This is a genomic window from Paenilisteria rustica, assembly GCF_013820765.1.
In the GTDB taxonomy this organism is placed as follows: Bacteria; Bacillota; Bacilli; order Lactobacillales; family Listeriaceae; genus Listeria_A; species Listeria_A rustica.
The window spans coordinates 225,697-252,249 of the sequence record NZ_JABJVM010000002.1 but is presented as its reverse complement, the minus strand read 5'-3'; the positions used below and the strand labels follow the sequence as shown (position 1 = coordinate 252,249).

At 41.5% G+C, this 26,553-nt stretch carries 22 protein-coding genes; 21 read left to right on the top strand and 1 reads right to left on the bottom strand.

Features of this window, described 5'->3' with window-relative positions:
• Window positions 1–372 precede the first annotated feature (372 nt).
• The 10 genes from HPK16_RS03140 (at window position 373) to recA (ending at window position 11,834) form a co-directional block, all read left to right on the top strand.
• Window positions 373–1,908, top strand: coding sequence for an ATP-binding cassette domain-containing protein (locus tag HPK16_RS03140; protein WP_181675559.1), 1,536 nt, complete (start codon window positions 373–375; stop codon window positions 1,906–1,908).
• Window positions 1,901–2,953 carry an ABC transporter permease gene (locus HPK16_RS03135; RefSeq protein ID WP_181675558.1) on the top strand — a complete coding sequence of 351 codons (1,053 nt, stop codon included), beginning with the start codon at window positions 1,901–1,903 and terminating at the stop codon, window positions 2,951–2,953. Before HPK16_RS03140 ends, HPK16_RS03135 begins: the two co-directional genes overlap by 8 nt.
• Window positions 2,950–3,900: an ABC transporter permease gene (locus HPK16_RS03130; protein ID WP_181675557.1), complete on the top strand. Its 951-nt coding sequence runs from the start codon at window positions 2,950–2,952 to the stop codon at window positions 3,898–3,900. The genes HPK16_RS03135 and HPK16_RS03130 overlap by 4 nt, the downstream gene beginning before the upstream one ends.
• A gap of 123 nt (window positions 3,901–4,023) precedes the next feature.
• On the top strand, window positions 4,024–5,307 hold the full coding sequence (gene yfmF / locus HPK16_RS03125) for an EF-P 5-aminopentanol modification-associated protein YfmF (RefSeq protein ID WP_181675556.1): 1,284 nt from the start codon (window positions 4,024–4,026) through the stop codon (window positions 5,305–5,307).
• Complete coding sequence (gene yfmH / locus HPK16_RS03120; RefSeq protein WP_181675555.1) at window positions 5,300–6,583, top strand: EF-P 5-aminopentanol modification-associated protein YfmH; 1,284 nt, start codon at window positions 5,300–5,302, stop codon at window positions 6,581–6,583. The genes yfmF and yfmH overlap by 8 nt, the downstream gene beginning before the upstream one ends.
• A gap of 148 nt (window positions 6,584–6,731) precedes the next feature.
• A complete protein-coding gene (ymfI, locus tag HPK16_RS03115) occupies window positions 6,732–7,466 on the top strand; it encodes an elongation factor P 5-aminopentanone reductase (protein ID WP_181675554.1) in 735 nt (244 codons plus the stop codon).
• A 34-nt stretch (window positions 7,467–7,500) separates the two neighbouring features.
• Window positions 7,501–8,460, top strand: a complete 960-nt coding sequence (locus HPK16_RS03110; RefSeq protein ID WP_181675553.1) for a helix-turn-helix domain-containing protein — start codon at window positions 7,501–7,503, stop codon at window positions 8,458–8,460.
• 120 nt (window positions 8,461–8,580) lie between these two features.
• Window positions 8,581–9,159, top strand: a complete 579-nt coding sequence (gene pgsA, locus HPK16_RS03105; RefSeq protein ID WP_181675552.1) for a CDP-diacylglycerol--glycerol-3-phosphate 3-phosphatidyltransferase — start codon at window positions 8,581–8,583, stop codon at window positions 9,157–9,159.
• 91 nt (window positions 9,160–9,250) lie between these two features.
• Window positions 9,251–10,513, top strand: coding sequence for a competence/damage-inducible protein A (locus HPK16_RS03100; RefSeq protein ID WP_181675551.1), 1,263 nt, complete (start codon window positions 9,251–9,253; stop codon window positions 10,511–10,513).
• 274 nt (window positions 10,514–10,787) lie between these two features.
• Window positions 10,788–11,834, top strand: a complete 1,047-nt coding sequence (recA, locus tag HPK16_RS03095) for a recombinase RecA (RefSeq protein WP_181675550.1) — start codon at window positions 10,788–10,790, stop codon at window positions 11,832–11,834.
• On the opposite strand, the gene HPK16_RS03090 is transcribed toward recA, so the two are convergent.
• The gene (locus tag HPK16_RS03090) at window positions 11,831–11,974 is read right to left on the bottom strand and encodes a hypothetical protein (RefSeq protein ID WP_181675549.1); all 144 of its coding nucleotides are present in this window, start codon (window positions 11,972–11,974) and stop codon (window positions 11,831–11,833) included. The two genes, recA and HPK16_RS03090, sit on opposite strands and share 4 nt — an antisense overlap.
• Before the next feature lie 200 nt (window positions 11,975–12,174).
• Between HPK16_RS03090 and rny the strand changes: the two genes are divergently transcribed.
• From rny to HPK16_RS03035, 11 genes are all read left to right on the top strand, one after another.
• Complete coding sequence (gene rny / locus HPK16_RS03085) at window positions 12,175–13,737, top strand: ribonuclease Y (protein ID WP_181675548.1); 1,563 nt, start codon at window positions 12,175–12,177, stop codon at window positions 13,735–13,737.
• Between the two features lie 127 nt (window positions 13,738–13,864).
• Window positions 13,865–14,362, top strand: coding sequence for a GNAT family N-acetyltransferase (locus tag HPK16_RS03080; protein ID WP_181675547.1), 498 nt, complete (start codon window positions 13,865–13,867; stop codon window positions 14,360–14,362).
• A 63-nt stretch (window positions 14,363–14,425) separates the two neighbouring features.
• Window positions 14,426–15,226, top strand: coding sequence for a TIGR00282 family metallophosphoesterase (locus HPK16_RS03075; RefSeq protein ID WP_181675546.1), 801 nt, complete (start codon window positions 14,426–14,428; stop codon window positions 15,224–15,226).
• Window positions 15,227–15,245: 19 nt separating this feature from the next.
• Window positions 15,246–15,602 carry a YlbF/YmcA family competence regulator gene (locus HPK16_RS03070; RefSeq protein ID WP_181675545.1) on the top strand — a complete coding sequence of 119 codons (357 nt, stop codon included), beginning with the start codon at window positions 15,246–15,248 and terminating at the stop codon, window positions 15,600–15,602.
• Window positions 15,603–15,740: 138 nt separating this feature from the next.
• Window positions 15,741–18,335, top strand: coding sequence for a DNA mismatch repair protein MutS (mutS, locus tag HPK16_RS03065; RefSeq protein ID WP_181675544.1), 2,595 nt, complete (start codon window positions 15,741–15,743; stop codon window positions 18,333–18,335).
• Window positions 18,336–18,355: 20 nt separating this feature from the next.
• Window positions 18,356–20,191, top strand: a complete 1,836-nt coding sequence (mutL, locus tag HPK16_RS03060; protein WP_181675543.1) for a DNA mismatch repair endonuclease MutL — start codon at window positions 18,356–18,358, stop codon at window positions 20,189–20,191.
• 21 nt (window positions 20,192–20,212) lie between these two features.
• Window positions 20,213–20,758 carry a glycerol-3-phosphate responsive antiterminator gene (locus tag HPK16_RS03055; RefSeq protein ID WP_181675542.1) on the top strand — a complete coding sequence of 182 codons (546 nt, stop codon included), beginning with the start codon at window positions 20,213–20,215 and terminating at the stop codon, window positions 20,756–20,758.
• 12 nt (window positions 20,759–20,770) lie between these two features.
• Entirely contained in the window at window positions 20,771–21,631 is an 861-nt protein-coding gene (locus HPK16_RS03050; RefSeq protein WP_181675541.1) for a ribokinase, read from the top strand.
• 377 nt (window positions 21,632–22,008) lie between these two features.
• Window positions 22,009–24,240, top strand: coding sequence for a formate C-acetyltransferase (gene pflB, locus HPK16_RS03045; RefSeq protein ID WP_181675540.1), 2,232 nt, complete (start codon window positions 22,009–22,011; stop codon window positions 24,238–24,240).
• Window positions 24,241–24,487: 247 nt separating this feature from the next.
• Window positions 24,488–25,234 carry a pyruvate formate-lyase-activating protein gene (gene pflA, locus HPK16_RS03040; protein WP_181675539.1) on the top strand — a complete coding sequence of 249 codons (747 nt, stop codon included), beginning with the start codon at window positions 24,488–24,490 and terminating at the stop codon, window positions 25,232–25,234.
• 163 nt (window positions 25,235–25,397) lie between these two features.
• Entirely contained in the window at window positions 25,398–26,285 is an 888-nt protein-coding gene (locus tag HPK16_RS03035; RefSeq protein WP_181675538.1) for a polysaccharide deacetylase family protein, read from the top strand.
• Window positions 26,286–26,553: the final 268 nt, after the last annotated feature.

Below are 26,553 nucleotides of genomic sequence, written 5' to 3'. Positions count from 1 at the left end.
AAGTTAAAAAGCCGGTATTACGCCGGCTTTTTATTAATAATGTTAAATGATTTTTATTTTTCGTTCGCATTGTAAGCGTTTTAACCTATAAAATGTTGGATTATATTCTCTAATCTTAGGTCAAAAAGCATATTTTTATAAAATATCGTCTATTTTTATGCTTTTTTGCGAAAAAGGAATTGCAATGTGGCGCATTTAGAAATAGAATAAGGTGATGACTTTTTTGGAAGATTACATACTTCGCTTTATTCACGAATTAAGAGAGAACTTTTTTACATACATGCAGATCTTGTAAAACGGTTTACATCAAAAAAGAAATCAATCCATTCACGTAAAAAAGTGGATATCAGCTATTATAAAGGGAGTGAGACAGTGGATTATGTTATTGAAATGTTAGGGATCAGAAAGGAATTTTCTGGGTTTGTAGCAAACGATAACATTACCTTACAGCTAAAGCGTGGCGAAATTCACGCGCTGCTAGGTGAGAATGGTGCTGGGAAATCAACACTGATGAATGTTTTGTTCGGACTTTATGAACCAGATGGTGGCGAAATTCGTGTCAACGGAAGCGTAGAGGCAATTAATAGCCCCAACAAAGCTAATGACCTCGGAATCGGTATGGTGCATCAACATTTTATGCTTGTCGATAAATTTACTGTAGCCGAAAATATTATTTTAGGGAAAGAACCAAGCAAGTTTGGCGTAATCGAAAAGAAGAAGGCCATTGAAGAAATCCGTGCCATCTCAGATCGCTACGGCTTGAAAGTAGATCCAAACGCTAAAATAAGTGATATCTCGATTGGTATGCAACAACGTGTTGAAATTTTAAAGACGTTATATCGTGGCGCAGATATTCTTATTTTTGATGAACCGACTGCTGTTCTGACGCCGCAAGAGATTAAAGAACTTATCTCTATTATGCGCACACTTATTAAAGAGGGTAAATCGATTATTCTCATCACACATAAATTAAAAGAGATTATGGACGTTTGCGATCGTGTCACCGTTATTCGTCGTGGTAAGGGCATGGGAACCGTCAATGTTCCTGAAACAAGTCCACAAGCGCTGGCAAATCTCATGGTTGGTCGTGAAGTCGTCTTTACAACTGAGAAAACGCCTGCTAATCCTGGTCAAGATGTACTTGAAGTAAAAGACCTTGTCGTAAAAGAAAGTCGTGGCGTCGAAAGCGTTCGTGGCCTAAATCTTACCGTGCGTGCTGGTGAAATCGTTGGTATCGCTGGGGTCGATGGAAATGGTCAAAGCGAACTTATCCAAGCTATTTCCGGATTAACAAAAACAACAAATGGCTCGATTCTACTAAAAGGGGAGCATATCGAAAACAAGAAACCGCGTCGCATCACGGAATCAGGCCTCGGTCACATTCCAGAAGATCGTCATAAACATGGTCTTGTTCTAGAAATGTCACTTGGCGAAAATATCGCCTTACAAACCTATTATCAAAAACCAATCTCTAACAAAGGTTTCTTGAATCATAAAGAAATGTATGACTTTGCTCGCAAGCTTATTGAAGAATACGACGTTCGTACAAGTAGCGAATACGTTGCGGCTAAAGCACTTTCCGGTGGGAATCAGCAAAAAGCGATTATTGCCCGTGAAATTAGCCGAAATCCTGATTTTCTCATTGCGGCACAACCTACGCGTGGCCTTGATGTTGGGGCGATTGAATTTATTCATAGACGTCTTATCGAGCAACGGGACGAAGGAAAAGCGATTTTGTTAATGTCCTTTGAACTCGACGAAATCATGAATGTGAGCGATCGAATTGCTGTCATTTACGAAGGTAAAATCGTAGCTATCGTGAAACCGGAAGAAACGACAGAGCAAGAACTCGGCCTTCTAATGGCTGGATCAGCAAAAGCGGAAACGGGGGAGAAAACACATGTCTAAGAAAATACAAGCCCTCGTCATCCCGATTACAGCTGTTATCCTTGGCTTACTTTTCGGAGCCCTCATCATGTTACTTTTCGGATATAATCCAGTAGATGCCTATATTGCCCTATTCCAAGGTGCATTCGGCGATTCCTTCTATCTCGGAGAAACAATCCGCCAAGCAACGCCTTATATCTTAGTCGGTCTATCCATCGCGATTGCCTTCAAAGCCGGACTTTTCAACATTGGGGCAGAAGGTCAGCTCCTAATGGGGTGGATTGGTGCCGTTGCGGTTGGCTTAACATTCGACGGCTTAGATAAATGGATTCACTTACCACTTGCTCTTTTAGCTGGTATCATCTGTGGTGCTTTCTGGGCTTTTATTCCCGGGATTCTAAAAGCCACGCTAAAAGTGAATGAAGTTATCGTCACCATCATGTTAAACTATACGGCGCTTTATATTTTCAACTATATCGTGCAAAACGTGCTCACGAAACAAATGGACAAAACAAAAGAAGTTCCAGCATCCGCTTCGTTGCAATCACCGTTCTTACAAGAAATGACGCAATACTCGTCACTTCACTGGGGAATCTTGATTGCGGTCGGTTGCGCACTTATTATGTGGCTTGTCATCAATAAAACGACATTTGGTTATGAGCTGAAATCAGTCGGATTCAACCAAAATGCCTCTAAATATGCAGGGATGAGCGTCGCGAAAACGATTGTCATCTCGATGATTATCGCAGGTGGACTTGCCGGACTTGCAGGCGCAATGGAAGGCCTTGGAAACTATGGTACGGCTTATGTATTGCCGACATCTCCTGGTACTGGATTTGATGGTATTGCTGTTGCGTTACTTGGTGGTAACTCACCAATCGGTATTATTTTCTCCGCCATTCTATTCGGAGCGCTAAAAGTAGGATCGCTAAACATGCCTGCTGTCGCTGGAGTTCCAAATGAGCTAGTAAACGTGGTTATCGCGCTTATTATCTTCTTCGTTGCATCCAGTTATATTATCCGCTGGGCAATGGATAAATTTGCGAAGGGGGCGAAAACAAAATGATTTCGACTTTAGCGATTATTGTCTCTAGTACATTATTGATGGCTGGACCACTCATTTTCACAGCGCTCGGTGGCGTTTTCTCTGAACGAGGCGGGGTTGTCAATATCGGTCTCGAAGGTATGATGATTATGGGGGCCTTTTCATCCATCGTCTTTAACTTAACGTTTGCTGATGTTTTCGGTGACTGGACGCCTTGGGTTGCGCTTTTGGCCGGTATGTTTGTCGGTGGTGTTTTCTCACTCGTACATGCCGTAGCAACGATTAATTTCCGTGCTGACCATGTTATCAGTGGTGTCGCGATTAACTTTTTAGCACTCGGTATCTCCCTATTTCTTGTCAAAGTTATCTATGACAAAGGGCAAACCGATCAAATTAAACACTATTTCGGAAAACCAGATATCCCAGTTTTAAAAGATATTCCAGTGATTGGCGATATTTTCTTCAAAAACGTCCCAGTCATGAGTTATGTCGCCATTCTTGTAGCGATTATATCTTGGTTTGTCATCTATAAAACACGATTTGGCTTGCGTCTTCGCTCAGTTGGGGAACATCCACTAGCAGCAGACACAATGGGAATCAAAGTTCGTTGGATGAGATACCAAGGTGTCATCATTTCTGGTATTCTAGGTGGATTAGGTGGCGCAGTTTATGCCCAATCCTTTACGCTTGATTTCGGACATGCGACGATTTCTGGGCAAGGTTATATGGCCCTGGCCGCGATGATTTTTGGTAAATGGAATCCGCTTGGTGCCATGGGAGCTGCGATTTTCTTCGGATTTGCGCAGTGTCTGAGCATTATCAGTGGGCAACTACCATTCTTCAGCGGAATTCCAGATGTCTACTTGCAAGTTGCACCATACGTATTAACGATTCTTGCTCTAGTTGGCCTTATCGGTAAATCCGAAGCACCTAAAGCAGATGGCGTCAACTATATCAAAGGAAAATAACAAGAAACACCCGATTTCGTCAGTATTCGCGAAATTGGGTGTTTTTTAGTCTATAGCATTTGTTTAGCGAGGGATTATAAGGTACAATAAACAGTGCTTAGCCAAATAAGGAGGGATTTTTTTATGACAACTCAAAAACAGGAATATAAAGAACAAGTTGGCGCCATTCAGTTAACGCTTATTCCTTCTGACAAATATAAATCCAATAAAATTGTATTTAAATTCAGAGCACCACTCAACCGTGCTACAACAACAAAACGCGCATTAATCGCGGCATTAATCGAAACAAATACGAAGAAATACCCGACACAAACTGCTTTCCGTAAAGAACTAGCGAGTTTATACGGCGCTAATTTTTATGCATCCGTAGACAAAAAAGGGAATGAGCATATTATTACGGCCGTTCTCGATATGGTTGATGGCCAATTCGTGCCTAATGGCGACACGTTGCTCCAACAAGCTTTCACGCTTATTCAGGAAATCATTTTCAACCCTAACGTGACAAATGGTAGCTTCCATGATGCAACCGTTGCCCGTGAAAAAGAGAATTTGGCACAACGCTTGGAAAGTGTATACGATGATAAGATTCGTTATGCCAACAAACGCTTAACCGAGATTATGTTCGCCGACGAGAACTACAAATACGGAGCAGCTGGCGTATTGGAAGACATTCCAAACATCACGAGTGCTGATTTATATGACTATTACCAACAATTTTTAGCTGAAGATACGATTGATTTATTCATTTGTGGTGATGTACAGAAAGAGGACGTTATTCCGCTTATTAAAGAGCTTCCATTTGCAAACCGGGAATACCGCGATTTGGATGTCATAGCGCCGATTCATCCTCAAAATATTAACACCATAAAAGAAAATCAACCGATCAATCAAGGAAAACTGGTTCTTGGGTATCGCACAAATATTTTGTTTGGCGAAGATGCCTATGTGCCATTACAGCTCGCCAACGGTTTACTTGGTGGCTTTGCTAACTCGAAAATTTTTATTAATGTTCGTGAAAAAGCAAGTTTGGCATATTATGCGAGCAGTCGAATTGATTCGTTCCACGGTTTCATGCTGATTTCTGCAGGTATTGATGAGAAAAATTATGATCAAGCGCTGACAATCATCAAAGAACAAGTGGGGGCGATGCAAGCTGGTGATTTCACAGAAGAAGAGTTATCTCAGACGAAAGCGATGCTATCGAATCAATTACTAGAGGCTAATGACCAAGCGCAAGGCCTGATTGAACTTGCCTATAATAACACATTGAAAAAAGCAAACCTTGACCTAACAAACTGGTTAAAACGTATTTCCGAGGTTACAAAAGAAGAAGTAGTTGCTGCCGCAGAATCGTTTGAACTCGACACGATCTATTTCCTAAGCAAAGGAGCCGATTCAAATGAATAAAAAAAGCTACGATCAATTAAAAGAAGCTGTTTATTATGAAACGTTAGATAATGGTTTACAAGTATATGTTCTGCCAAAACACGGTTTTAGCAAGACTTTCGCGATTTTCACCACGAATTACGGTTCGATTGACAATGAATTCGTGCCACTAGGTCAAGAAGCATTCACGCGCGTTCCAGACGGTATTGCGCATTTTTTAGAGCATAAACTTTTCGAAAAAGAAGATGGCGATGTGTTTTTCAAATTCGGCGAAAAAGGCGCTTTTACCAATGCTTTCACATCATTCACACGAACGGCATACCTCTTCTCAAGCACATCTAACGTCGAAGAAAACCTAGAAACACTTGTCGATTTTGTGCAAGAACCTTATTTTACAGAAGAAACTGTTGAAAAGGAAAAAGGCATTATTGGGCAAGAAATCCAAATGTACGATGACGATGCGGATTTCCGTGTTTATTTCGGCGCAATTGAAAACATGTACCATCATCATCCTGTAAAAATTGACATCGCAGGTACCGTCGAATCGATCGCAGAAATCGACAAAGACTTGCTATATCTTTGCTACAACACGTTTTACCACCCAAGCAACATGATTCTATTTATCGTTGGCAACGTGGATCCGGAACAAGCGATTGAACAAGTCCGCAATAACCAAGCGAAAAAATCATTTGCACCGGCAAAACCTGTGAAGCGCCATTTCCCAGATGAACCGAAATCTGTAGCTGTTGCAAAAAAAACATTGAAATTCCCCGTTCAAATCGCGAAAAATCTCGTAGCGATTAAAGAGGATATCGGTTTGTTGCGTGGAAAAGAGGCTGTGCAACATGAAATGACCGCAGATATCTTGCTGGAATTAATGTTTGGCACGACATCAGACGCCTATTTAGAATTATACGACCAAGGTATTATTGACGACACGTTCGGATTTGATTATAGTTTACAAGACAGCTTCTCCTTTGTTCTAGTTGGTGGCGACGCAAAAGACCCAGATTTACAGGAACAAAAAATTAAGGAAACGTTCGAAAAAGCCTTAAAAACTGGATTTAAAGAAACCGATTTGGAACTTCTAAAACGCAAAAAAATGGGGCAATTCCTGCGCTCGTTGAATTCACCGGAATTTATCGCAAACCAGTTTTCGCAATATATTTTTGAAGAAGCATCTTTATTTGACATCTTACCTGCCATTGAAGCTGTTACGGTAGCGGATGTAGAAGCTTTCTTGAAACGAATTTATATAGAGGATCGTATAACAACATTCCAAATTGTTCCTGAGTGAAAGCCTGTGGCGGACCCCTGACAAACTGCTTCACATGACTTCCACCATGCTGAGAATCTTTAAGATTTCTTTAACTTGATAAAAAAAATGGTATTTTGAGACGAGTCATGCTATGATGAAAGAAATAGATAGAAGGGAATAATCGGCTTTGAGAGAAGATACGAAATACGCGCTAGTTACTGGAGCGAGTGGAGACATAGGAAGAGAAATCGCGATTGCGCTTGCAAAACAGGGATTTCACCTATATTTACATTATTATCGTAACGAGAAGGCGATTGCACTACTGCGAGAAGAGTTAGTTCTTTTTGAGGTAGATGTTATCCCGATTCAAGCTGATTTTACTAATTCTGATGCCATATCACGGTTGCAAGAATCAATTTTTCAATTAGATGTATTTGTTCACGCTGCTGGAAATAGCTATTATGGCTTATTCCAAGACATGCCTGACCAGGAGATAAAGAATTTATGGGATATCCATGTTCATTTTCCGATGCAATTATTGCAAAAATGGATTCCGAAGTTGCAACGAAGTGACGCTGGACGAATTATTTTTATTAGTTCTATCTGGGGAGAAGTTGGGGCTGCGATGGAAGTGGCTTATTCGGCCGTAAAAGGAGCTCAGATTGCTTTTTGTAAAGCGTTGGCTCAAGAAGTAGCCGCATCAGGCACAACTGTCAATGTAGTATCTCCAGGAATGGTAGATACAAAAATGAATCCCCTTTTTGACGAGGAAGAGAAGACAGCTCTATTAACGGATATCCCGATGCACCGATTTGCAAAACCGAGTGAGGTTGGGGAAGTGGTCGTCTTTTTAGCAAGCGAGCGCGCAAGTTATATAACTGGACAAACGATGCGTCTAGATGGTGGATGGTTTATGAGGTAAGAAAAAGATTTTATGTAATGGTAGGTGTTTAAAATTGACCGAACTAGGTGAGAAACTCAAAAATGCAAGGCGAACAAAAGGTCTCAGTCTTGATGATCTACAACAAATAACAAAGATTCAAAAGCGCTATCTTGTCGCAATTGAAGAAGGCAATTATGCTGTAATGCCAGGTAAATTTTATGCACGCGCGTTTATTAAGCAGTACGCAGAGGCTGTTGATTTAAATAGCGAAGAACTTTTTCAAGAATTTGAGAATGAAGTTCCAGCTACGAGTCAAGAAGCTGTTGTAAACGAGCAAATCACACGAGCGCAGCAACGTCGCGCTCCACTGGCTGCAAGTCAACCGGGCAATGACAATCCGCATACAACACATTCCGTATTCGGACTCGTTCCAAAAATTCTGATTGCCCTATTCATCGTCGTTATCGGCTTCGTAATTTGGTATTTCGCCTTCTACAACGCTGGCGGGTCAGGTAATGAAGTAAAAAACACGAGCACTGGGGATTCAACAATCAAAGTGGACGACGGAACGAAGAGTGATTCCGACACCAAGAAAGACACAACAACCAAAAAAGAAGATACTAAAAAAGATACAACACCTGAGAAAAAAGAAGAACCAAAGAAAACAGAAATTAAAGCTGAAACGTCTGGAAATGCAACGACATACACCGTTTCTAACGCAGACAAGCTTTCTGTAACTTTCACCTTATCTGGTGGCGAAAGTTGGATTCAAGTAACCGACGACGCTGATTCAAGCATCTTTGGCGGTATTATCGCTGACGGTGAAACGAAAACATTCGATTTGGCAAGCAGTAAATCTGCCAAGATAACCGTCGGAAATGCCACACCAGTAACAATGAAAATCAATGATCAAGCGGCGGAATTAGCTAAAGATTCCATTACGCAAAAATTAACGATTAATCTGGCTGCAAGTACAGATACTGGAACAACTTCCGATTCGTCTGATACTAGTTCAGACAGTAGCGCGGAATAACAGATTTTTTATGACAGCGTGGCGATAAATGCTTACTCCTCTTGCATCAAGCATGAAAATAAGCGTTTATTGCCACGCTGCGTTATTACATATTTTTACTTTAAGAGGGGATGAAAAAAGATGAACTTACCTAATAAAATAACGGTAGCCCGCATCATTTTGATACCAATTTTTGTCGTATTATGCGTAGCTCCGCTAGGACTTGGAACAGTCACATGGCTTGATTCTACTATTCCTGTTTCTAACATTATCGCTGCAATTATTTTTATTGTAGCCGCGTTAACAGACTGGTTTGACGGCCATTTAGCGAGGAAGTATAACCTAATTACAAACTTCGGTAAATTTGCCGATCCGTTAGCCGATAAATTGCTTGTCGCTGCGGCTTTTATCATTTTAGTAGAACAACATCTTGCACCATCTTGGGTTATCATTATCATCATCAGCCGCGAGTTTGCGGTAACAGGCTTGCGATTACTCCTTGTAGAAGGCGGCGAAGTAATGGCAGCTGGGCAACTGGGTAAAATCAAGACATTTACACAAATGATTGCAATCCCATTATTGCTGCTCCACAACTGGCCGTTCGAATGGACTGGTATTCGCATTGATCTTGTATTCCTATATGTTTGTGCCTTCTTCACTGTCTGGTCAGGCTGGGATTATTTCTACAAAAACCGGAATATCTTTAAAGGTTCTATGTAATTTAAAAGCGATCTATCACTAGGATAGGTCGTTTTTCTTGTCTTTCAAATAGGAAGTTGTAATATATAAGAAGTAGAAAGGACGTGTTTTTATGCGTAGTGCAGAAATTATTGCAGTTGGAACCGAACTATTGTTAGGACAAATCGTGAATTCTAATGCCGCCTTCATCTCAAAAGAGCTTGCCGAATGTGGCGTTTATGTATACCATCATACCGTTGTTGGAGATAACCCCGAACGCTTGAAAAAAGTCATTGAAATTGCCGAGAAACGCAGCGATATCTTGATCTTTTCTGGTGGATTAGGACCCACAGAAGACGATATTACCAAACAAGTTCTCGCTGGGTACCTGGCGAAAGGTATTATTTATGATGCGGAACATCTGACGAAAATAGAAAGTTTTTTTGCAGCGAGAAAAGATAAAATGTCCGAAAATAACAAACGTCAAGCAGAAATCATCGCAGGTTCGCACGTTTTATCCAATGATTTTGGCTTTGCCGCAGGGATGTTTTTAGAAGAAAAGGCGCATACCTATATTTTACTTCCTGGTCCACCGTCAGAAATGCAACCGATGTTCACGAAATATGCCAAACCTTTGTTACTTAAAAATAGCGAACGCGAAATTATATTAGAATCCAAAATAATACGTTTTTTCGGCATTGGCGAGTCGAAATTAGCGGACGATTTAAAAGATATGATTGCATCACAAACCAACCCGACCATTGCGACCTATGCCGGGGAAAATGAAGTTGTCATCCGACTTACTGCTTCCGCAACAACAAGAGAAGAAGCGTTGCGGTTGATTGCGGAGACAGAAGAAGAAATTATTAAGCGCGACGGGGCTTACATATACGGCTCAGGGGACGTCACACTCGTCGATTTAGTCATCCAACAACTCATGGAAGCCAACATGACTATTTCCGCCGCAGAGAGCCTCACAGCAGGCTTATTTCAAGCAGAATTCGGGGGCACGACGGGAATATCTAAAATTTTCAAAGGTGGCATGGTCACATATAGTTCAGAGATAAAGCACGAATTGTTACACGTCTCCAATGAAACGATTGAACAAGAAGGCGTTGTCAGCCAAGCTTGTGCGATAGAAATGGCAGATAACATTCGCAAACTCTGCAAAACAGATATGGGAATAAGTTTTACTGGTGTTGCTGGTCCTGAATCGCTAGAAGGAAATCCTGTTGGGACTGTATGGATTGGCCTCAGCGTTGTTGGTAATCCTACGTTAGCTTACCGTTATATCTTCAATCGCGACCGTAATTATAATCGCCGCCGAGCTGTAAAAGAAGGTTTTGCGCTGATTAAAGCTTTTTTGGACGAGAAATTCGATAAAAAAGAGAAATAAGGGTGCAAAATCAACGCAAACAGCCTTAAAAAAAGGTTAGACGAATACTTACAAAACGGCTATAATAAAGGCACGGTTAGGAAGGGAATGTTACCGCGGACAGAGAAAAATATCGTGCGCAGAAAAAATACGAACAAATATTCGCTTTTTGCTTGTATATCTTCAAAAAATAAGGTATAGTATCTATAGGCAGTAAAAACAACCACTAAATTGTATATGGTAAGCAATGTTTTTACATGAAATTAGATATATATAAAGACTAGGAGGCAATAATGTGAGTGATCGTCAAGCGGCCTTAGATCAGGCGTTAAAACAAATCGAGAAACAATTTGGTAAAGGTTCCATTATGAAGTTAGGGGAACAATCAGATCATAATATTTCTACGATATCAAGTGGCTCTTTAGCTCTCGATATCGCACTTGGAGTCGGTGGTTATCCACGAGGAAGAATCATCGAAGTATACGGACCAGAGAGCTCAGGTAAAACAACCGTTGCTTTACACGCTATTGCAGAAGTACAAGCACAAGGTGGAACAGCAGCATTTATCGATGCGGAGCACGCATTAGATCCAGCCTATGCGAAGAATCTTGGCGTTAACATTGATGAGCTATTGCTGTCACAGCCAGACACTGGGGAACAGGCATTGGAAATCGCCGAAGCCTTAGTTCGTAGTGGTGCTGTCGATATTTTGGTTATTGACTCCGTAGCAGCACTTGTACCACGTGCCGAAATCGAAGGCGAAATGGGAGACTCTCACGTTGGTTTACAAGCCCGTCTTATGTCCCAAGCTTTGCGTAAATTATCTGGTGCAATTAATAAATCCAAGACAATCGCAATTTTCATCAACCAAATTCGTGAAAAAGTAGGCGTTATGTTCGGTAATCCTGAGATAACTCCAGGTGGACGTGCCCTTAAGTTTTACTCTACTGTTCGTTTAGAAGTAAGACGTGCAGAACAACTAAAACAAGGGACAGACGTTATTGGGAACAAAACAAAAATTAAAGTCGTAAAAAACAAAGTTGCGCCACCATTCCGTGTTGCTGAAGTAGACGTTATGTATGGTTTCGGTATTTCACGTGAAGGTGAACTTGTTGATATGGCGTCTGAAATTGACGTTATCAATAAGAGTGGTTCATGGTATTCTTACAACGAAGAGCGTATCGGCCAAGGTCGTGAGAATGCGAAACAATATCTGAAAGAACATCCAGAAATTCGCGATGAAATCTCAAAACGCGTACGTCAAGAATACGAAATCGACGTAAAACCTAACTTATCAGAAGAAGCTTTACCAGAAGAAATTAATCTACTTGATGAAGATTAATCATAAGCAGGAATCTCGTATAGAACCATTTTTATAATGGCTCCATGCAGGATTTCCTGTTTTTCTTTTTTTTTTGCGTTTTTAGAGCTAGATTTCAAGTTATGCCCCAGCCCATTATCTTTGTTTTTAATACCCTCCACTTGCTATAAATTCCTTTTTTTATGAGGATTTTTTTGATTCCGTTTACATCTTTGCGCTTTCCTTGACAATACATGGATTGACAGATAGAATTAGATTGTATATTTTACATTTAAAAATGAAAAAATACACGCGTGTCAGGAACATTTCTGACAACCGACATAACCATTAAAAAGAATTGAATAGCAAAGGAGGTGTAAGGATGGAACTCGTAATCACAATCATCTCCAGCTTGCTTTTCTTGATCGTCGGTCTGGTTGTTGGTTCTCTAATTTATAAATCAAGCTCTGAGCGGAAACTTGCCGCTGCTAGAGGAACGGCTGAATTAATCATGGAAGACGCTAAAAAAGAAGCAGAAACCTTGAAGAAAGAAGCATTACTTGAAGGAAAAGAAGAGAATCATAAGTTACGTACTGAAATCGAAAATGAACTTCGTGGGCGAAGAGGGGAATTACAAAAATCAGAAAATCGCTTATTGCAAAGGGAGGAAAACCTCGACAGAAAAGATACTTCTTTAAGTAAAAGGGAAGCAACTCTTGAAAGAAAAGAGGAGAGTATCAGTAAACGTCAACAACAAATTGAAGAAAAAGAAAGCAAAGTTGAAGAGATGAGCAGGAAACAACAAGTAGAGTTAGAAAGAATATCTGCCCTTACCAAGGATGAGGCTAAGAACGTTATCTTGAGCCAAGTAGAAGAGGAACTAACACACGATACAGCAGTGATGGTGAAAGAATCTGAAACTCGTGCGAAGGAAGAAGCAGATAAGAAAGCAAAAAATATTCTTTCTTTAGCTATACAACGCTCAGCAGCGGATCATGTTGCTGAAACGACAGTAAGTGTTGTAACTCTACCGAATGATGAGATGAAAGGTCGAATTATTGGTCGTGAAGGCCGTAATATTCGTACACTGGAAACGCTCACTGGTATTGATTTAATTATCGATGATACACCAGAAGCAGTTATCCTTTCCGGATTTGATCCTGTTCGCCGTGAAATCGCGCGAATCGCTTTGGAGAAACTCGTACAAGATGGACGAATTCACCCAGCACGGATTGAAGAAATGGTCGACAAAGCTCGTAAAGAGGTTGATGAACATATCCGCGAAGTTGGAGAACAAGCGACATTCGAAGTTGGTATTCATTCAATACACCCAGATTTAATCAAGATTCTTGGTCGTTTACGCTACCGTACAAGTTACGGGCAAAACGTCTTGAATCACTCGTTAGAAGTAGCGAAATTAGCTGGAATTCTGGCTAGTGAGCTTGGTGAAGATGTAACGATGGCTAAACGTGCCGGACTCCTTCATGATATCGGTAAAGCAATTGACCATGAAATTGAAGGTAGTCACGTCGAAATCGGTGTCGAACTTGCTACGAAATACAAGGAAAATGATATTGTTATTAATAGTATCGCTTCTCACCATGGTGACACAGAGGCAACATCTGTTATCGCTGTTCTAGTGGCAGCAGCAGACGCCTTATCAGCTGCAAGACCTGGTGCTCGTAGTGAAACATTAGAGAATTACATTCGCCGCTTAGAGAAATTAGAAGAGATTTCCGAGTCTTACGAAGGTGTAGAGAAATCTTATGCCATTCAAGCTGGACGCGAAGTTCGGATTATCGTAGAACCTGATTCTATCGATGATTTAGCTTCTTATCGCCTAGCACGAGACATTAGAAAACGAATTGAAGAAGAACTCGAATACCCTGGTCATATAAAAGTGACTGTTATCCGTGAAACGCGTGCTGTAGAGTACGCGAAGTAATCACATAAAACACGTAGTTTCCTCATTGGAGCTACGTGTTTTATTGTTTACAGGTAAGCAATTTCCTTGCGCGATGCAAAAAAACAAGGCTATAATATGCAGTAATCTACGATGGGGGTTTGATATCATGCAAAACTGGGAAATCAGAAATTTTAAAAAAGAGAATTATTCGGATGTTGCTCGTATTTACCAGATGGGAATTGAGGGGCGCAATGCAACGTTTCAAAAAGAGGTGCCGACATTGGAGGCTTGGGAGCAGAAGTATCTGGATGTTTGTCGCTTCGTTGTGATGGAGGACGGGGTAGCTATTGGATGGGCTGCATTATTGCCATTTTCCGGCATGCCTTCTTATCGCGGTGTGGCGGAACTGAGTATTTATATCGATCCCGCGGCGGCTGGAAAAGGAATCGGGACGGCGTTGATGGCTCATATCGTGAGTGAAAGCGAGAAAGCAGGATTTTGGACGCTACAATCCTTGGTTTTCCCTGAAAATACGGCGAGCATTGCGTTACATAAAAAATTCGGATTTAAAACGCTTTGTGTGCATGAAAAACTGGGCGAAATGGATGGCGTTTTTCGGGATGTTGCTTTGTTGGAACGTAGAAGTGAGATCACAGGAAAATAGGACGGGCATTTTGACGCGTTTCGAGTTATAATAGGTTACATATAGAGAGTGAGGAATTAGCATATGGAATTATTATTTATTGGGGATGTTGTAGGCTCTATCGGTCGTGATATGATTACCGAGTATCTACCGCAATTAAAGAAGGCGTATCGTCCGACGGTTACGGTGATTAACGGAGAGAATGCCGCAGCTGGACGTGGAATTACGGAGAAAATTTACAAACAGTTTTTAGAGCAAGGGGCTAATGCGGTGACGCTTGGTAACCATGCTTGGGATAATCGGGATATTTTTGAGTTTATCGATGACGCGAAGTATTTGGTGCGCCCGGCCAATTTTCCAGAGGAGACGACGCCTGGAACTGGACTGGTTTTTATAAAAAGTAACCAGCTGGAGGTTGCGGTGATTAATATGCAAGGTCGTGTCTTTATGTCGGATTTAGATGATCCCTTCCGCAAAATGGATGAGCTGATCGAGGGAGCCTCGAAACGTACGAATATTATTTTTGTGGATTTCCATGCGGAGACGACGAGTGAAAAACAGGCGATGGGCTGGTACGTGGATGGTCGTGTAACCGCGATTGTCGGGACGCATACGCACGTGCAGACATCGGATAATCGGATTTTGCCACAAGGAACGGCGTATTTGACAGATGTTGGCATGACCGGGCCTTATGACGGTATTTTAGGTATGGATAAAGAGGCCAGCTTGCGTCGATTCTTGACTGCTATGCCTTCTCGTTTTGAAGTTCCTAAGACTGGGCGCGCTGTTTTATCGGGATGTATGATTAGCATTAATGATACGACTGGGCGCGCTACTAAAATTGAGCGGATTTTGATTAACGAGGACCATCCGTTCACGCTTTGATTAAAGGAGGTGTCACACGTTGACCTACCAAAAAGAAGAAATAATCGCCAAGGCGCAGGAGTTAAAAACAGCGCTCCAAGCAACGGAGGCTGTTGCATTTTACCGTGCGGCGGAAGCGAAAATTAATACGAATCAAAAAGTGGCCGCCAAAGTTGGTGACATCAAGAAATTACAAAAGGAAGCGGTCAATTTAGAACATTATCAGAAATTCGGAGCGGTAAAGCAAACCGAGGACGGCATCGATGCATTAACAGCTGAAATCGACCATTTGCCAATTGTGCAGGAATTCAGGCGTTCCCAAGAGGAAGCGAATGATTTGTTGCAAGCCATCACACACGAAATTAGCTATAAGGTGACTTCTCAGTTACAGGAATAAGGATGAAACGATGTGGTGCTTGATTACTACATCGTTTCTTTCTGTTCAAAACTCGTCTTTTCTTCATGATATAGCTTGATTGTGTTATAATAGAGGGACAAAATAACTTTTAAACAAAGAGAAAAAGGGTTGGTTGGAATGGCTGTAGAAGTGACGCCGATGATGAAACAATACTTAGCGATTAAGGAAAATTATAAAGATGCATTTCTGTTTTTCCGATTAGGGGATTTCTATGAGATGTTTTTTGAAGATGCGATACAAGCGTCACAAATTTTGGAAATAACGTTGACGGCTCGTGCTGGTAATTCGGATAATCCGATTCCAATGTGCGGCGTGCCTTATCATGCGGCTGCGGGTTACATAGATACGTTGATTGATAAAGGTTACAAGGTGGCAATTTGCGAACAGGTGGAAGACGCGAAGTTTGCCAAAGGTATGGTGAAACGTGAAGTAGTTCAGCTGATTTCTCCGGGGACGATGATGGAGTCGAAGGGCTTGAAGGAGAAGGAGAACAATTTTATTGCGGCGGTTTTTCAGCATGACGAGAAGGAATATGGCTTTGCTTATTGTGATCTTTCAACAGGTGAGCTAAAATCGACGGTGCTTGCGATGGGTGAGGATCGCCTGATTAATGAGTTGACGACGTTGTCTGCGAAGGAAATGGTCGTGGGGATTGAGTTTAGTGAGGCGTTTCCGGAAGCGGTTCGTGAGCAGCTGGGACTCTTTATTTCGTATGAGAATAATAATGATTTGCCGAGCGGATACGAAAGTTTGGTCACGAACACGATTCATCCGATTGAGAAAAAAGCGATTGCGAAATTGCTGAATTATTTTATTGATACGCAAAAACGTGATTTGTCGCATTTGCAGAAGACGGTTCACTATGAGACGAGTCAATATATGAAAATGGACTATTATTCGAAGCGCAATTTGGAGCTGTCGGAGTCGATTCGTGGGAAGGGTAAGCAAGGGACGTTATTGTGGTTGCTGGATCAAACGAAGACCGCGATGGGTGGGCGTTTGTTGAAGCAGTGGATTGATCGTCCGCTTATTCACCTGGATGCGATTGAGGCGCGCCAACAGGATGTGAACAGTTTTATCAACCATTATTTTGAACGGATGGAATTGATGGACTTGTTGAAACAGGTCTATGATTTGGAGCGTTTGGCTGGGCGTGTAGCTTATGGAAATGTGAATGCGCGTGATTTGATTCAGTTGAAGAATTCGCTGTATCAGGTGCCGCTTGTGAAGGAAACGCTTAAAGCGATGAATCAGCCGAATTTGACGCGAATTATTGATGAGATTGATCCGTGTGATGCGCTTGCTGATGTGTTGGAACGCTCGATTAATGAGTCGCCTCCAATTTCGATTCGCGAGGGTGGGATTATCAAGGATGGCTATAACGCGGAGTTAGATACATATCGGGATGCCAGTCGTAACGGGAAAACATGGATTGCGGAATTGGAACGCCAAGAGCGCGAATTGACTGGGATTAAATCGCTAAAAGTGGGCTTTAATCGGGTATTTGGCTATTATATTGAGGTTACGAAGGCAAACATTGCGGCATTGCCGGAAAATCGATATGAACGCAAGCAAACGTTGACGAATGCGGAGCGTTATATCACGCCTGATTTGAAGGAAAAAGAACGCCTGATTTTGGATGCAGAAGAAAAAAGTATTGAGCTGGAATATTCACTGTTTATTGCGGTTCGCGAAACGGTGAAGGAATATATTGAACGTCTGCAAAAATTGGCGAAGGTGATCAGTGAAATTGACTGCCTGCAGAGTTTTGCTAATATTAGTGAGAACAATCATTTTGTGAAGCCGGCTATGAATAAGACGGGGCATTTGGAAATCATTCAAGGACGCCATCCTGTGGTGGAAAAAGTGATGGGGACGCAGAGCTATGTAGCGAACGACTGTGTGATGAACGAGTCGCGTGGTATGTTATTGATAACTGGACCGAATATGTCTGGTAAAAGTACGTATATGCGTCAGATTGCGCTTACGGCGATTATGGCGCAGGTCGGTTGTTATATCCCTGCGGAACAAGCGACGTTGCCAGTTTTCGATCAAATTTTCACACGGATTGGTGCTGCGGATGACTTGATTGCTGGGCAGAGTACGTTTATGGTGGAGATGTTGGAGGCGCGTAATGCGATTGTGAATGCAACGGCGGATAGTCTGATTCTGTTTGATGAGATTGGGCGTGGGACGGCGACGTATGATGGAATGGCTCTGGCGCAAGCGATTATCGAGTATATCCACGAGGAAGTGCATGCTAAGACATTGTTTTCCACGCATTATCACGAGTTGACCGTTTTGGATGAGACGTTACCTCATATGCATAATGTGCATGTTAGCGCCGTAGAAGAGGATGGGAAAGTCGTGTTTCTTCACAAAATTGAGGATGGTCCAGCAGATAAGAGTTACGGGATTCATGTTGCCGAGCTTGCCAACCTTCCACAAAAATTGATTGGTCGGGCGCGTCATATTTTAGAGCAGTTGGAGAGTTCGGAGGAGAAGATTATCGTGCCTGCCGAAACTGCTGTGAGTGCGCCTGAAACACATGAGGAAGTGCAGTTATCGATGTTCCCGATTGAAGAAAAAACGGTGCGGACGAAGCAAGAACAGTCTTTAATAAAAGTCATTAAAAATATTGATTTGATGCATATGACGCCGATGGACGCGATGTCGACGCTCTATGATTTACAGAAAAAGGCGAAACAATAAGAAAGCAAGGTGAAGTTTAGATGGCTCACATTATCGAATTAACCGATGCCTTATCGAATAAAATAGCGGCTGGTGAAGTAGTCGAACGCCCTGCTTCTGTCGTGAAGGAACTCGTTGAAAACGCGATTGACGCTAAAAGCACCGTTATTGATGTGCTTGTGGAAGAAGGCGGTCTGAATAAGATTACAATTATCGATAATGGTGTCGGGATTCGCGCGGAAGAGGTCTCCGTTGCCTTTAAGCGCCATGCTACGAGTAAGATTAAGAATGAACATGATTTGTTTCGCGTGCATACGCTAGGCTTTCGCGGGGAAGCTTTGCCGAGTATTGCCTCGGTCTCATTTTTAGAGATGACGACTGCGACGGGTGATGGTGCGGGGACCAAGATTGTTGTAGAAGGCGGGAAAGAAGTTGAGAAACATAGTGCCCAAGCTAGAAAAGGGACAGAGATTCAGGTTTCTAATCTATTTTTCAATACGCCAGCACGTTTGAAGTACTTGAAGAGTTTGCATACGGAGCTTGGGAATATTACGGATATTATGAATCGGTTAGCTTTGTCGCATCCGGAGATTAGCTTTCGTTTCTCGCATAATGGGAAAAGTTTGCTGAAAACGAATGGGAATGGCGACTTGCAGCAGGTGATGGCTTCGATTTATGGACTTGCTGTGGCGAAAAAAATGATTCCGATTCAAGCGGAGTCGCTGGATTTTAAATTGAAGGGATATGCGGCTTTGCCTGAGGTTAATCGCTCCAACCGTAACTATATTTCGACGATCGTAAATGGCCGTTTTATTAAGAACTATGCGCTTGTTCGGGCAATCCAGGATGGGTATCATACGCTGCTTCCGATTGGTCGCTTTCCAATTTTAGTTTTGCAGATTGAAATGGATCCATTGATTGTGGATGTGAATGTGCATCCTGCCAAATTGGAGGTTCGTTTGAGTAAGGAAGGTGAGCTGGGGCAGTTTATCGCGAGCACGTTGAAAGCCGCGTTTCATAAGGAGCAGTTGATTCCTGATGCCGCGCCTTCGAAACGGCAAAAGTTAGCCTCGGAGCAGTTAGCGATAAACTTTGATAAAGAGGCGGAAGAGGATGTGGTGGAATTGCCAAAAGAGAGTGCAACTCCGACCTATTCAACTGCACCTACAACTCAAACAGAATTGCCAACGAGTGACGCGTTACCGGATGAACCACCGCTCTTTATTAACGAAGCATTTGCGGAATATGATGCAACACCTAGCATGGAAGAGGCTAAACCAGCTGAAGTCAAAGAACGGATGCCAAAAATGTACCCTGTTGGTCAAGTTCATGCAACCTATATTGTGGCGCAAAACGAGACGGGGATGTACTTAATTGATCAGCACGCAGCGCAAGAACGGATTAAGTATGAGTTTTATCGGGAAAAGATTGGCGAAGTGGATCGGGAATTGCAGCAGTTACTCGTTCCGATTGTTCTTGATTTTTCGACGGATGAGTTTATTAAATTACGGGATCAAAAAGCGAAATTAGAAGAGGTTGGTGTTTTTCTCGAGAATTTTGGGCAAAATAGCTTTATTATTCGGGAGCATCCGACGTGGTTGCCTAAGGGCGAGGAAGAGAGTACGTTGCGTGATATTTTAGACGAGGCGCTCACGAAGCCACAGGTTAGTATTCACAAATTGCGTGAGGATGCGGCGATTATGATGAGTTGCAAGAAATCGATTAAAGCGAATCATTATTTAACGCAGGCGGATATGGAAAAGTTGCTGGATACATTACGTGAGGCAAACGATCCGTTCACCTGCCCACATGGCCGACCTGTTATCATTTCTTATTCGACGTATGAACTCGAAAAAATGTTTAAGCGTATTATGTAAAATTTTAAAGGAGAGAATCGCATGTCGTTTAAAGGTCAAACAGTCATACCTGCCGCACATAATCATCGGGATGTTGAGAAAATTCTCAGCTTGGATGCGGAATATATGGTGATGTTAGAAACACAGGTTGGGCAACTGAAATCGCTCGTAAATTTGGCCGCTTCTGGTGGTAAAAAAGTCATCTTACACGCCGATTTAATTCACGGTTTAAAAAATGATGAATATGCGGTGGACTTCTTGTGTCAAGATGTTCGTCCAGCAGGCATTATTTCAACAAGAGGAAATGTCATTTTAAAAGCGAAACAACATAAAGTGCTCGCAATTCAGCGATTATTCATGCTGGATTCGAGCGCATTTACGAAAGGAACGGCGCTAGTTCAGAAAATAAAACCGGACTATATTGAATTATTGCCTGGAATTTTGCCTACGATGGTGGAACAAATGACGGAGCTGCTTCACATTCCTGTCATCGCGGGTGGCTTGATTACAACGCAGGCACAAGTCGACGAAATTTTAGCAGCGAAAGCAACGGCTATCACGACATCTCAAAAATCACTTTGGAAATGAGGGATTAGGAAGATGGGAAAGATTGTTGTTATTGGAAGTATTAATATGGATATTGCGACGGAACTGGCTGGAATGCCGGAGCTTGGGGAAACAGTGAAAGGGCAGGATGCAGTGATTTCACTAGGAGGAAAGGGCGCGAATCAAGCGGTGGCTGCTGCAAAACTCGGTGGCGATGTCGTGATGGTCGGTATGATTGGAAACGATGCGTTTGGAGCGGATGCTCTGGCGAATCTGAATTCCTATTGTATCGATGTGACGCATGTGCGCAGTGTCGATGTGACGACTGGTTTGGCGATGATTTTGCGGGAACGCGGAGATAATCGAATTATCGTTGCTCCTGGGGCGAACAATGCTTGGTCGGATGACTTGCTGCTCGAGGAGATTATTGCAGAGGCTTCGATTGTATTGTTACAAAATGAGATTCCTTTTTGGGTGGTTGAGCGCGCGGTGGATATTGCGATGGATCACGGGATACCAACTGTGTTTGACCCTGCGCCTGTAGATCGTTTTCCGGTTGCTTTTTTGCAGAAGATAACCTACTTGACGCCAAATGAGACGGAATTCAAGCAGCTACCAGAGGATATTTTGCATGGGAATACGAAAGCACTACTTGTAACTCGAGGAAAAAATGGGGTTCGGGTATGCGAGGCTGATGGAAACGTGGATATTGCTACAATAGATGTCGAAGTCAAGGATTCTACCGGGGCAGGGGATACGTTTAACGGTGCTTTCGCGGTTGCTATTACTAATGGAAAGTCATTGCATGCCGCTGTTCGTTTTGCTAATCAAGCAGCGGCACAAAGTACCACAAAAATCGGAGCTCAAGCTGGGATGCCATTTTTAAAAGATATAGAAGCTAATCTCGAAAAGTAGAGGTTAGTTTTTTTAATATTATCAAGAGATTACGCGACAACAATAGCTGATTTGATACAGAGCCCCTGAAAACAAATCTGTATTATAACAGAAAGCTGAATTTCGAATAGTACAGGAATGTTACAATGTTGCAACTAAATTATTTTTGTACTTACTTAATAATCATAACAATCTAGGAAATTATGTGATACCAATCACTTAGCGTTGAAAAAGGAATGGAAGCACTTAAATTTGATAAAAAAGCGCTAATTTTTTTATGTGAAAACTGTAGCATTATTTTTTATTTGTGGTATGATAACAGTATAGAAGTTACTTGGGTAGCTTTGCTCAATTTTTAACGCTCATAAACGAACAATGAAACGTAGGAGGTTTCCGTGATGAAAGAACAATGGTTTGAATTTACAGGTGGTAACTGGGAAAACGAAATTGACGTAAGAGACTTTATTATGAAGAACTACAGATTGTATGAAGGTGACGATACTTTCCTAGTAGGTCCTACAGATGCAACATCGCAATTATGGGATCAAGTTATGGATTTAACAAAGCAAGAAAGGGAAAACGGCGGCGTGCTAGATATGGATACAAAAATCGTATCGACTATCACATCACATGATCCTGGATACTTAAACAAAGATTTAGAAACAGTAGTAGGCGTACAAACAGATGTACCTTTCAAACGCTCATTACAACCATTCGGCGGAATCCGTATGGCAGAGCTTGCATGTGAAGCTTACGGATATGAAGTAGACAAAGAAATCTCAAGCATTTTCAGAGATTGGCGCAAGACGCATAACCAAGGTGTTTTTGATGCTTATAATGATGAAATGCGTGCCGCTCGTAAATCTGGTATTATTACTGGACTTCCAGATGCATACGGCCGTGGACGCATCATTGGTGACTACCGTCGTGTCGCTTTATACGGTGTGGATCGCTTGATTGAAGATAAGAAAAGTGATTTGAAAAACACAGGACTTCGCACAATGAGTGATGATATTATTCGCTTACGTGAAGAGTTAAACGAACAAATCCGCGCATTAGCTGAATTAAAACAATTGGGAGCGCAACACGGTTTTGATATCTCTAAACCAGCAACAACAGCGCAAGAAGCTTTCCAATGGTTATACTTCGGTTATCTTGCAGCGATTAAAGAACAAAACGGAGCAGCAATGAGTTTAGGTCGTACGTCTACATTCCTTGATATCTTCGTAGAACGCGATCTTCGCAATGGTACGTTAACAGAAGTAGAAGCACAAGAAATCGTGGATCATTTCATTATGAAACTACGCCTTGTGAAATTTGCTCGTACACCTGACTACAACGAATTATTCTCTGGGGATCCAACATGGGTAACAGAATCAATTGGTGGTATTTCAGAAGATGGCCTACCGCTTGTAACGAAGAACTCCTTCCGTTTCTTGCACACACTAAACAACTTAGGACCAGCTCCTGAGCCAAACTTAACCGTACTTTGGTCGACTCAATTACCATCAGGATTCAAGAAATTCTGTGCTAAAATGTCTATCAAAACAAGCGCTATCCAATATGAAAACGATGATGTTATGCGTCCTAAATGGGGCGACGACTACGGAATCGCATGTTGTGTATCCGCAATGCGTATCGGTAAACAAATGCAATTCTTTGGCGCACGTGCCAACCTTGCGAAAACTTTACTTTATGCAATCAACGGTGGTGTGGATGAGAAATCAAAAGCACAAGTTGGACCAGCTTTCCAACCGATTATATCCGAGGTACTCGACTATGAAGAAGTTATGGTTAAATTTGACGAAATGATGGAATGGATTGCAGAATTATACCTAAACACATTAAATGTTATCCACTACATGCACGATAAATATGCGTACGAACGCCTTGAAATGGCGCTCCATGATACACATGTATTACGTACAATGGCAACTGGTATCGCTGGACTTTCTGTTGCAGCCGATTCTCTAAGTGCTATCAAACATGCGCAAGTAAAACCAATCCGTGATGAAAATGGTATCGCTATTGATTTCGAAATCATCGGTGACTATCCTAAATACGGAAACAACGATGATCGCGTAGATGAAATCGCTGTTGAACTTCTAAAAGCGTTCATGACGAAAGTAAGAAAACATAAAACATACCGTGATTCTGTTCATACAACATCTGTTCTTACTATCACATCAAACGTTGTATACGGTAAGAAAACTGGTAACACACCAGACGGACGTCGCGCTGGCGAACCATTCGCACCTGGGGCAAATCCAATGCATGGCCGCGATACAAAAGGCGCTTTAGCTTCCTTATCATCCGTTGCAAAACTTCCATATGAATATGGACAAGATGGTATTTCGAATACATTCTCTATCGTGCCAAAAGCATTAGGTCGCGAAGATGAATCACAAATTAACAATCTTGTAGCTATGCTTGATGGTTACTCAACGAAGATGGGTCACCATTTAAATATCAACGTCTTCAATCGTGACACATTGCTTGACGCGATGGATCACCCAGAAGAATATCCACAATTAACAATTCGTGTATCTGGTTATGCTGTTAACTTCATTAAATTAACGCGTGAGCAACAATTGGATGTAATACATCGTACCATGCACGAATCTATGTAAGTCATTCATCGAACCGAGAAACATTGATCTCCGTCGTTAAAAGCGGTGTTCCGATGCTCATGTACGGTCGTACACTCCGCTTTGTTTAGGCTCTTTAAGCACAAAGCGAATTAGAGCCTAAATATGCAGAGGAACCTGGTGAGGCGGGGACTTTGAAGTTCTCCGAGAAGAACATTGGGCTTAGGGATTGTGTTTGTTGCAATCCCTGTCTGTTGTAAATTTATTACCTGAAAGGAAGAGGAGTCAAATGTCTGAAGTTATTGGTCGTGTTCATTCCGTAGAAACAATGGGGACTGTTGATGGTCCTGGTATTCGCTTTATTGTTTTTATGCAGGGCTGTTTATTGCGTTGCCAATTTTGTCATAATCCGGATACGTGGAAGATAGGAATTGGGGAGGAAAGAACCGCTCAAGATGTTTTCGAGGAGGCTTATAAGTATAAGGCTTTCATGGATGCTTCAGGTGGAGGAATTACGGTTAGTGGGGGAGAACCCTTGCTACAAGTGGATTTCCTTATTGAACTCTTTACGCTTTGTAAAAAAGCTGGAATTCATACGACAATTGATTCTTGTGGTGGTTGCTTTACAAGAGATCCTGAGTTTATCGAAAAACTAGATCGCTTAATGGAAGTTACGGATTTAATTTTATTAGATATTAAGCAAATCAATCCTGAGAAACATTTAAAATTAACAACGCGTCCAAATGCGCCGATTCTGGATTTTGCGCAATATCTTGCTGATAAAGAACAACCGATTTGGATTCGTCATGTGTTAATCCCAACAAAAACGGATGATCCAGAAGATTTAACGAAGTTGCATGAATTTATTACGCAGCTACCGAATGTAGAGCGCGTAGAAGTATTACCTTATCATACGATGGGTGTATACAAGTGGGAGAGTCTTGGCATCCGTTACCCGCTCGAAGGCATTGAAGCCCCTGAAGATGATGTTGTTAAGATGGCAAATACGATTTTAGAAACACAAAAATATAATTGATAAAATTCCGAGCGCAAATGACATTTTGCGCTCTTTTGTTACCTAAAGATTACAAAAAGGATTTTTATGTGTCAAAAAAATTACTTTTGCGACTATTAATCCTTGAATTATAGCGTAAACTATGTTTAAATTATAATATGAAATAAAAAGGAGGCCATGATGAATGAGAAAAAATAGAAGCTCCAGAACGGCAAGAAACAGTAAGTCATCAAAATTTAAGTGGCTTATTGCTATTGTTTTAGCGACAGTTGTATTAACCATTGGGGGCTTAGCCTTAACAAATAATGTATTTACAAATAGCGCTTCATCTAAAGAATTACTCGTACTAAAAGCGGAAGCCGTTTCTGTACAACACTGGAAAGTACCGCCTAAGCAAAAAAGCATTAGTTCTGTGCCGAAAGATCCGCCAGGGCCAGCAGCAGGAAAAAAAGTTGTTTACTTAACATTCGATGATGGACCAAGTATACATTTGAAGCAATTTTTAGAAGTTCTTGAAAAAGAGAAAGCTCCTGCATCTTTTTTCTTCGTTGGAAACGAGTTTGCAAATGCTGATAAAGAAACATATCAACGCATGATTGATAGTGGTTTTGTAATTGGATTACATAGCTACACACATAATTCGAAGAAACTATACCGCAAAAAGGATCCTACGTTTATTAGTGAAATGAGTCGTGAGCGTGATGATTTCGAAAAAATTAGTGGAATTCGTACTAACTTGATTCGAGCACCTTATGGCAGTACGTATCTCACAAAGAATCAAGTTGAGCAAACGAAGCAAAACGATTTCCGATTAGTTGATTGGAATATTGATAGTAATGATTGGCGTTATGGTCCGGGTAATTCAGGTGCTGTGTATCAAAATGTGCTGTCTCAAGTAAATGCATATGAAGGTAGTGACGAACCATTAGTTATTCTGTTCCACGAACGTAAAAACACATTGGATGCATTACCAAAAGTGATTAAAATGCTACGTGACAAAGGGTATATGTTCCAAGCATATCATGAGAACGAAACTTTGCACGAAAACTTCAAAAAAGATCCTGGTTTATGATTGAAAAGCATTGTTTTTCTTTTAAAAGAGAGAAATGATGCTTTTTATTGTGGAATTCCATTCTTTTATTATCAAGTTGTTACTTCCTATAATATATATTATGTAAACTAGAAAAGACAATATGAAATAAGCGGAAAAACGTTCTCTTCCCTTACTTTCTGTATTGTCTTTTCTAGTTTACTATTTCATTTTATATAACAATGTTCTATTAATTACTGCTTTTTCTTGTACGTCTATTTTTCGAGTAGTTTTCTACATCTTTTCTATA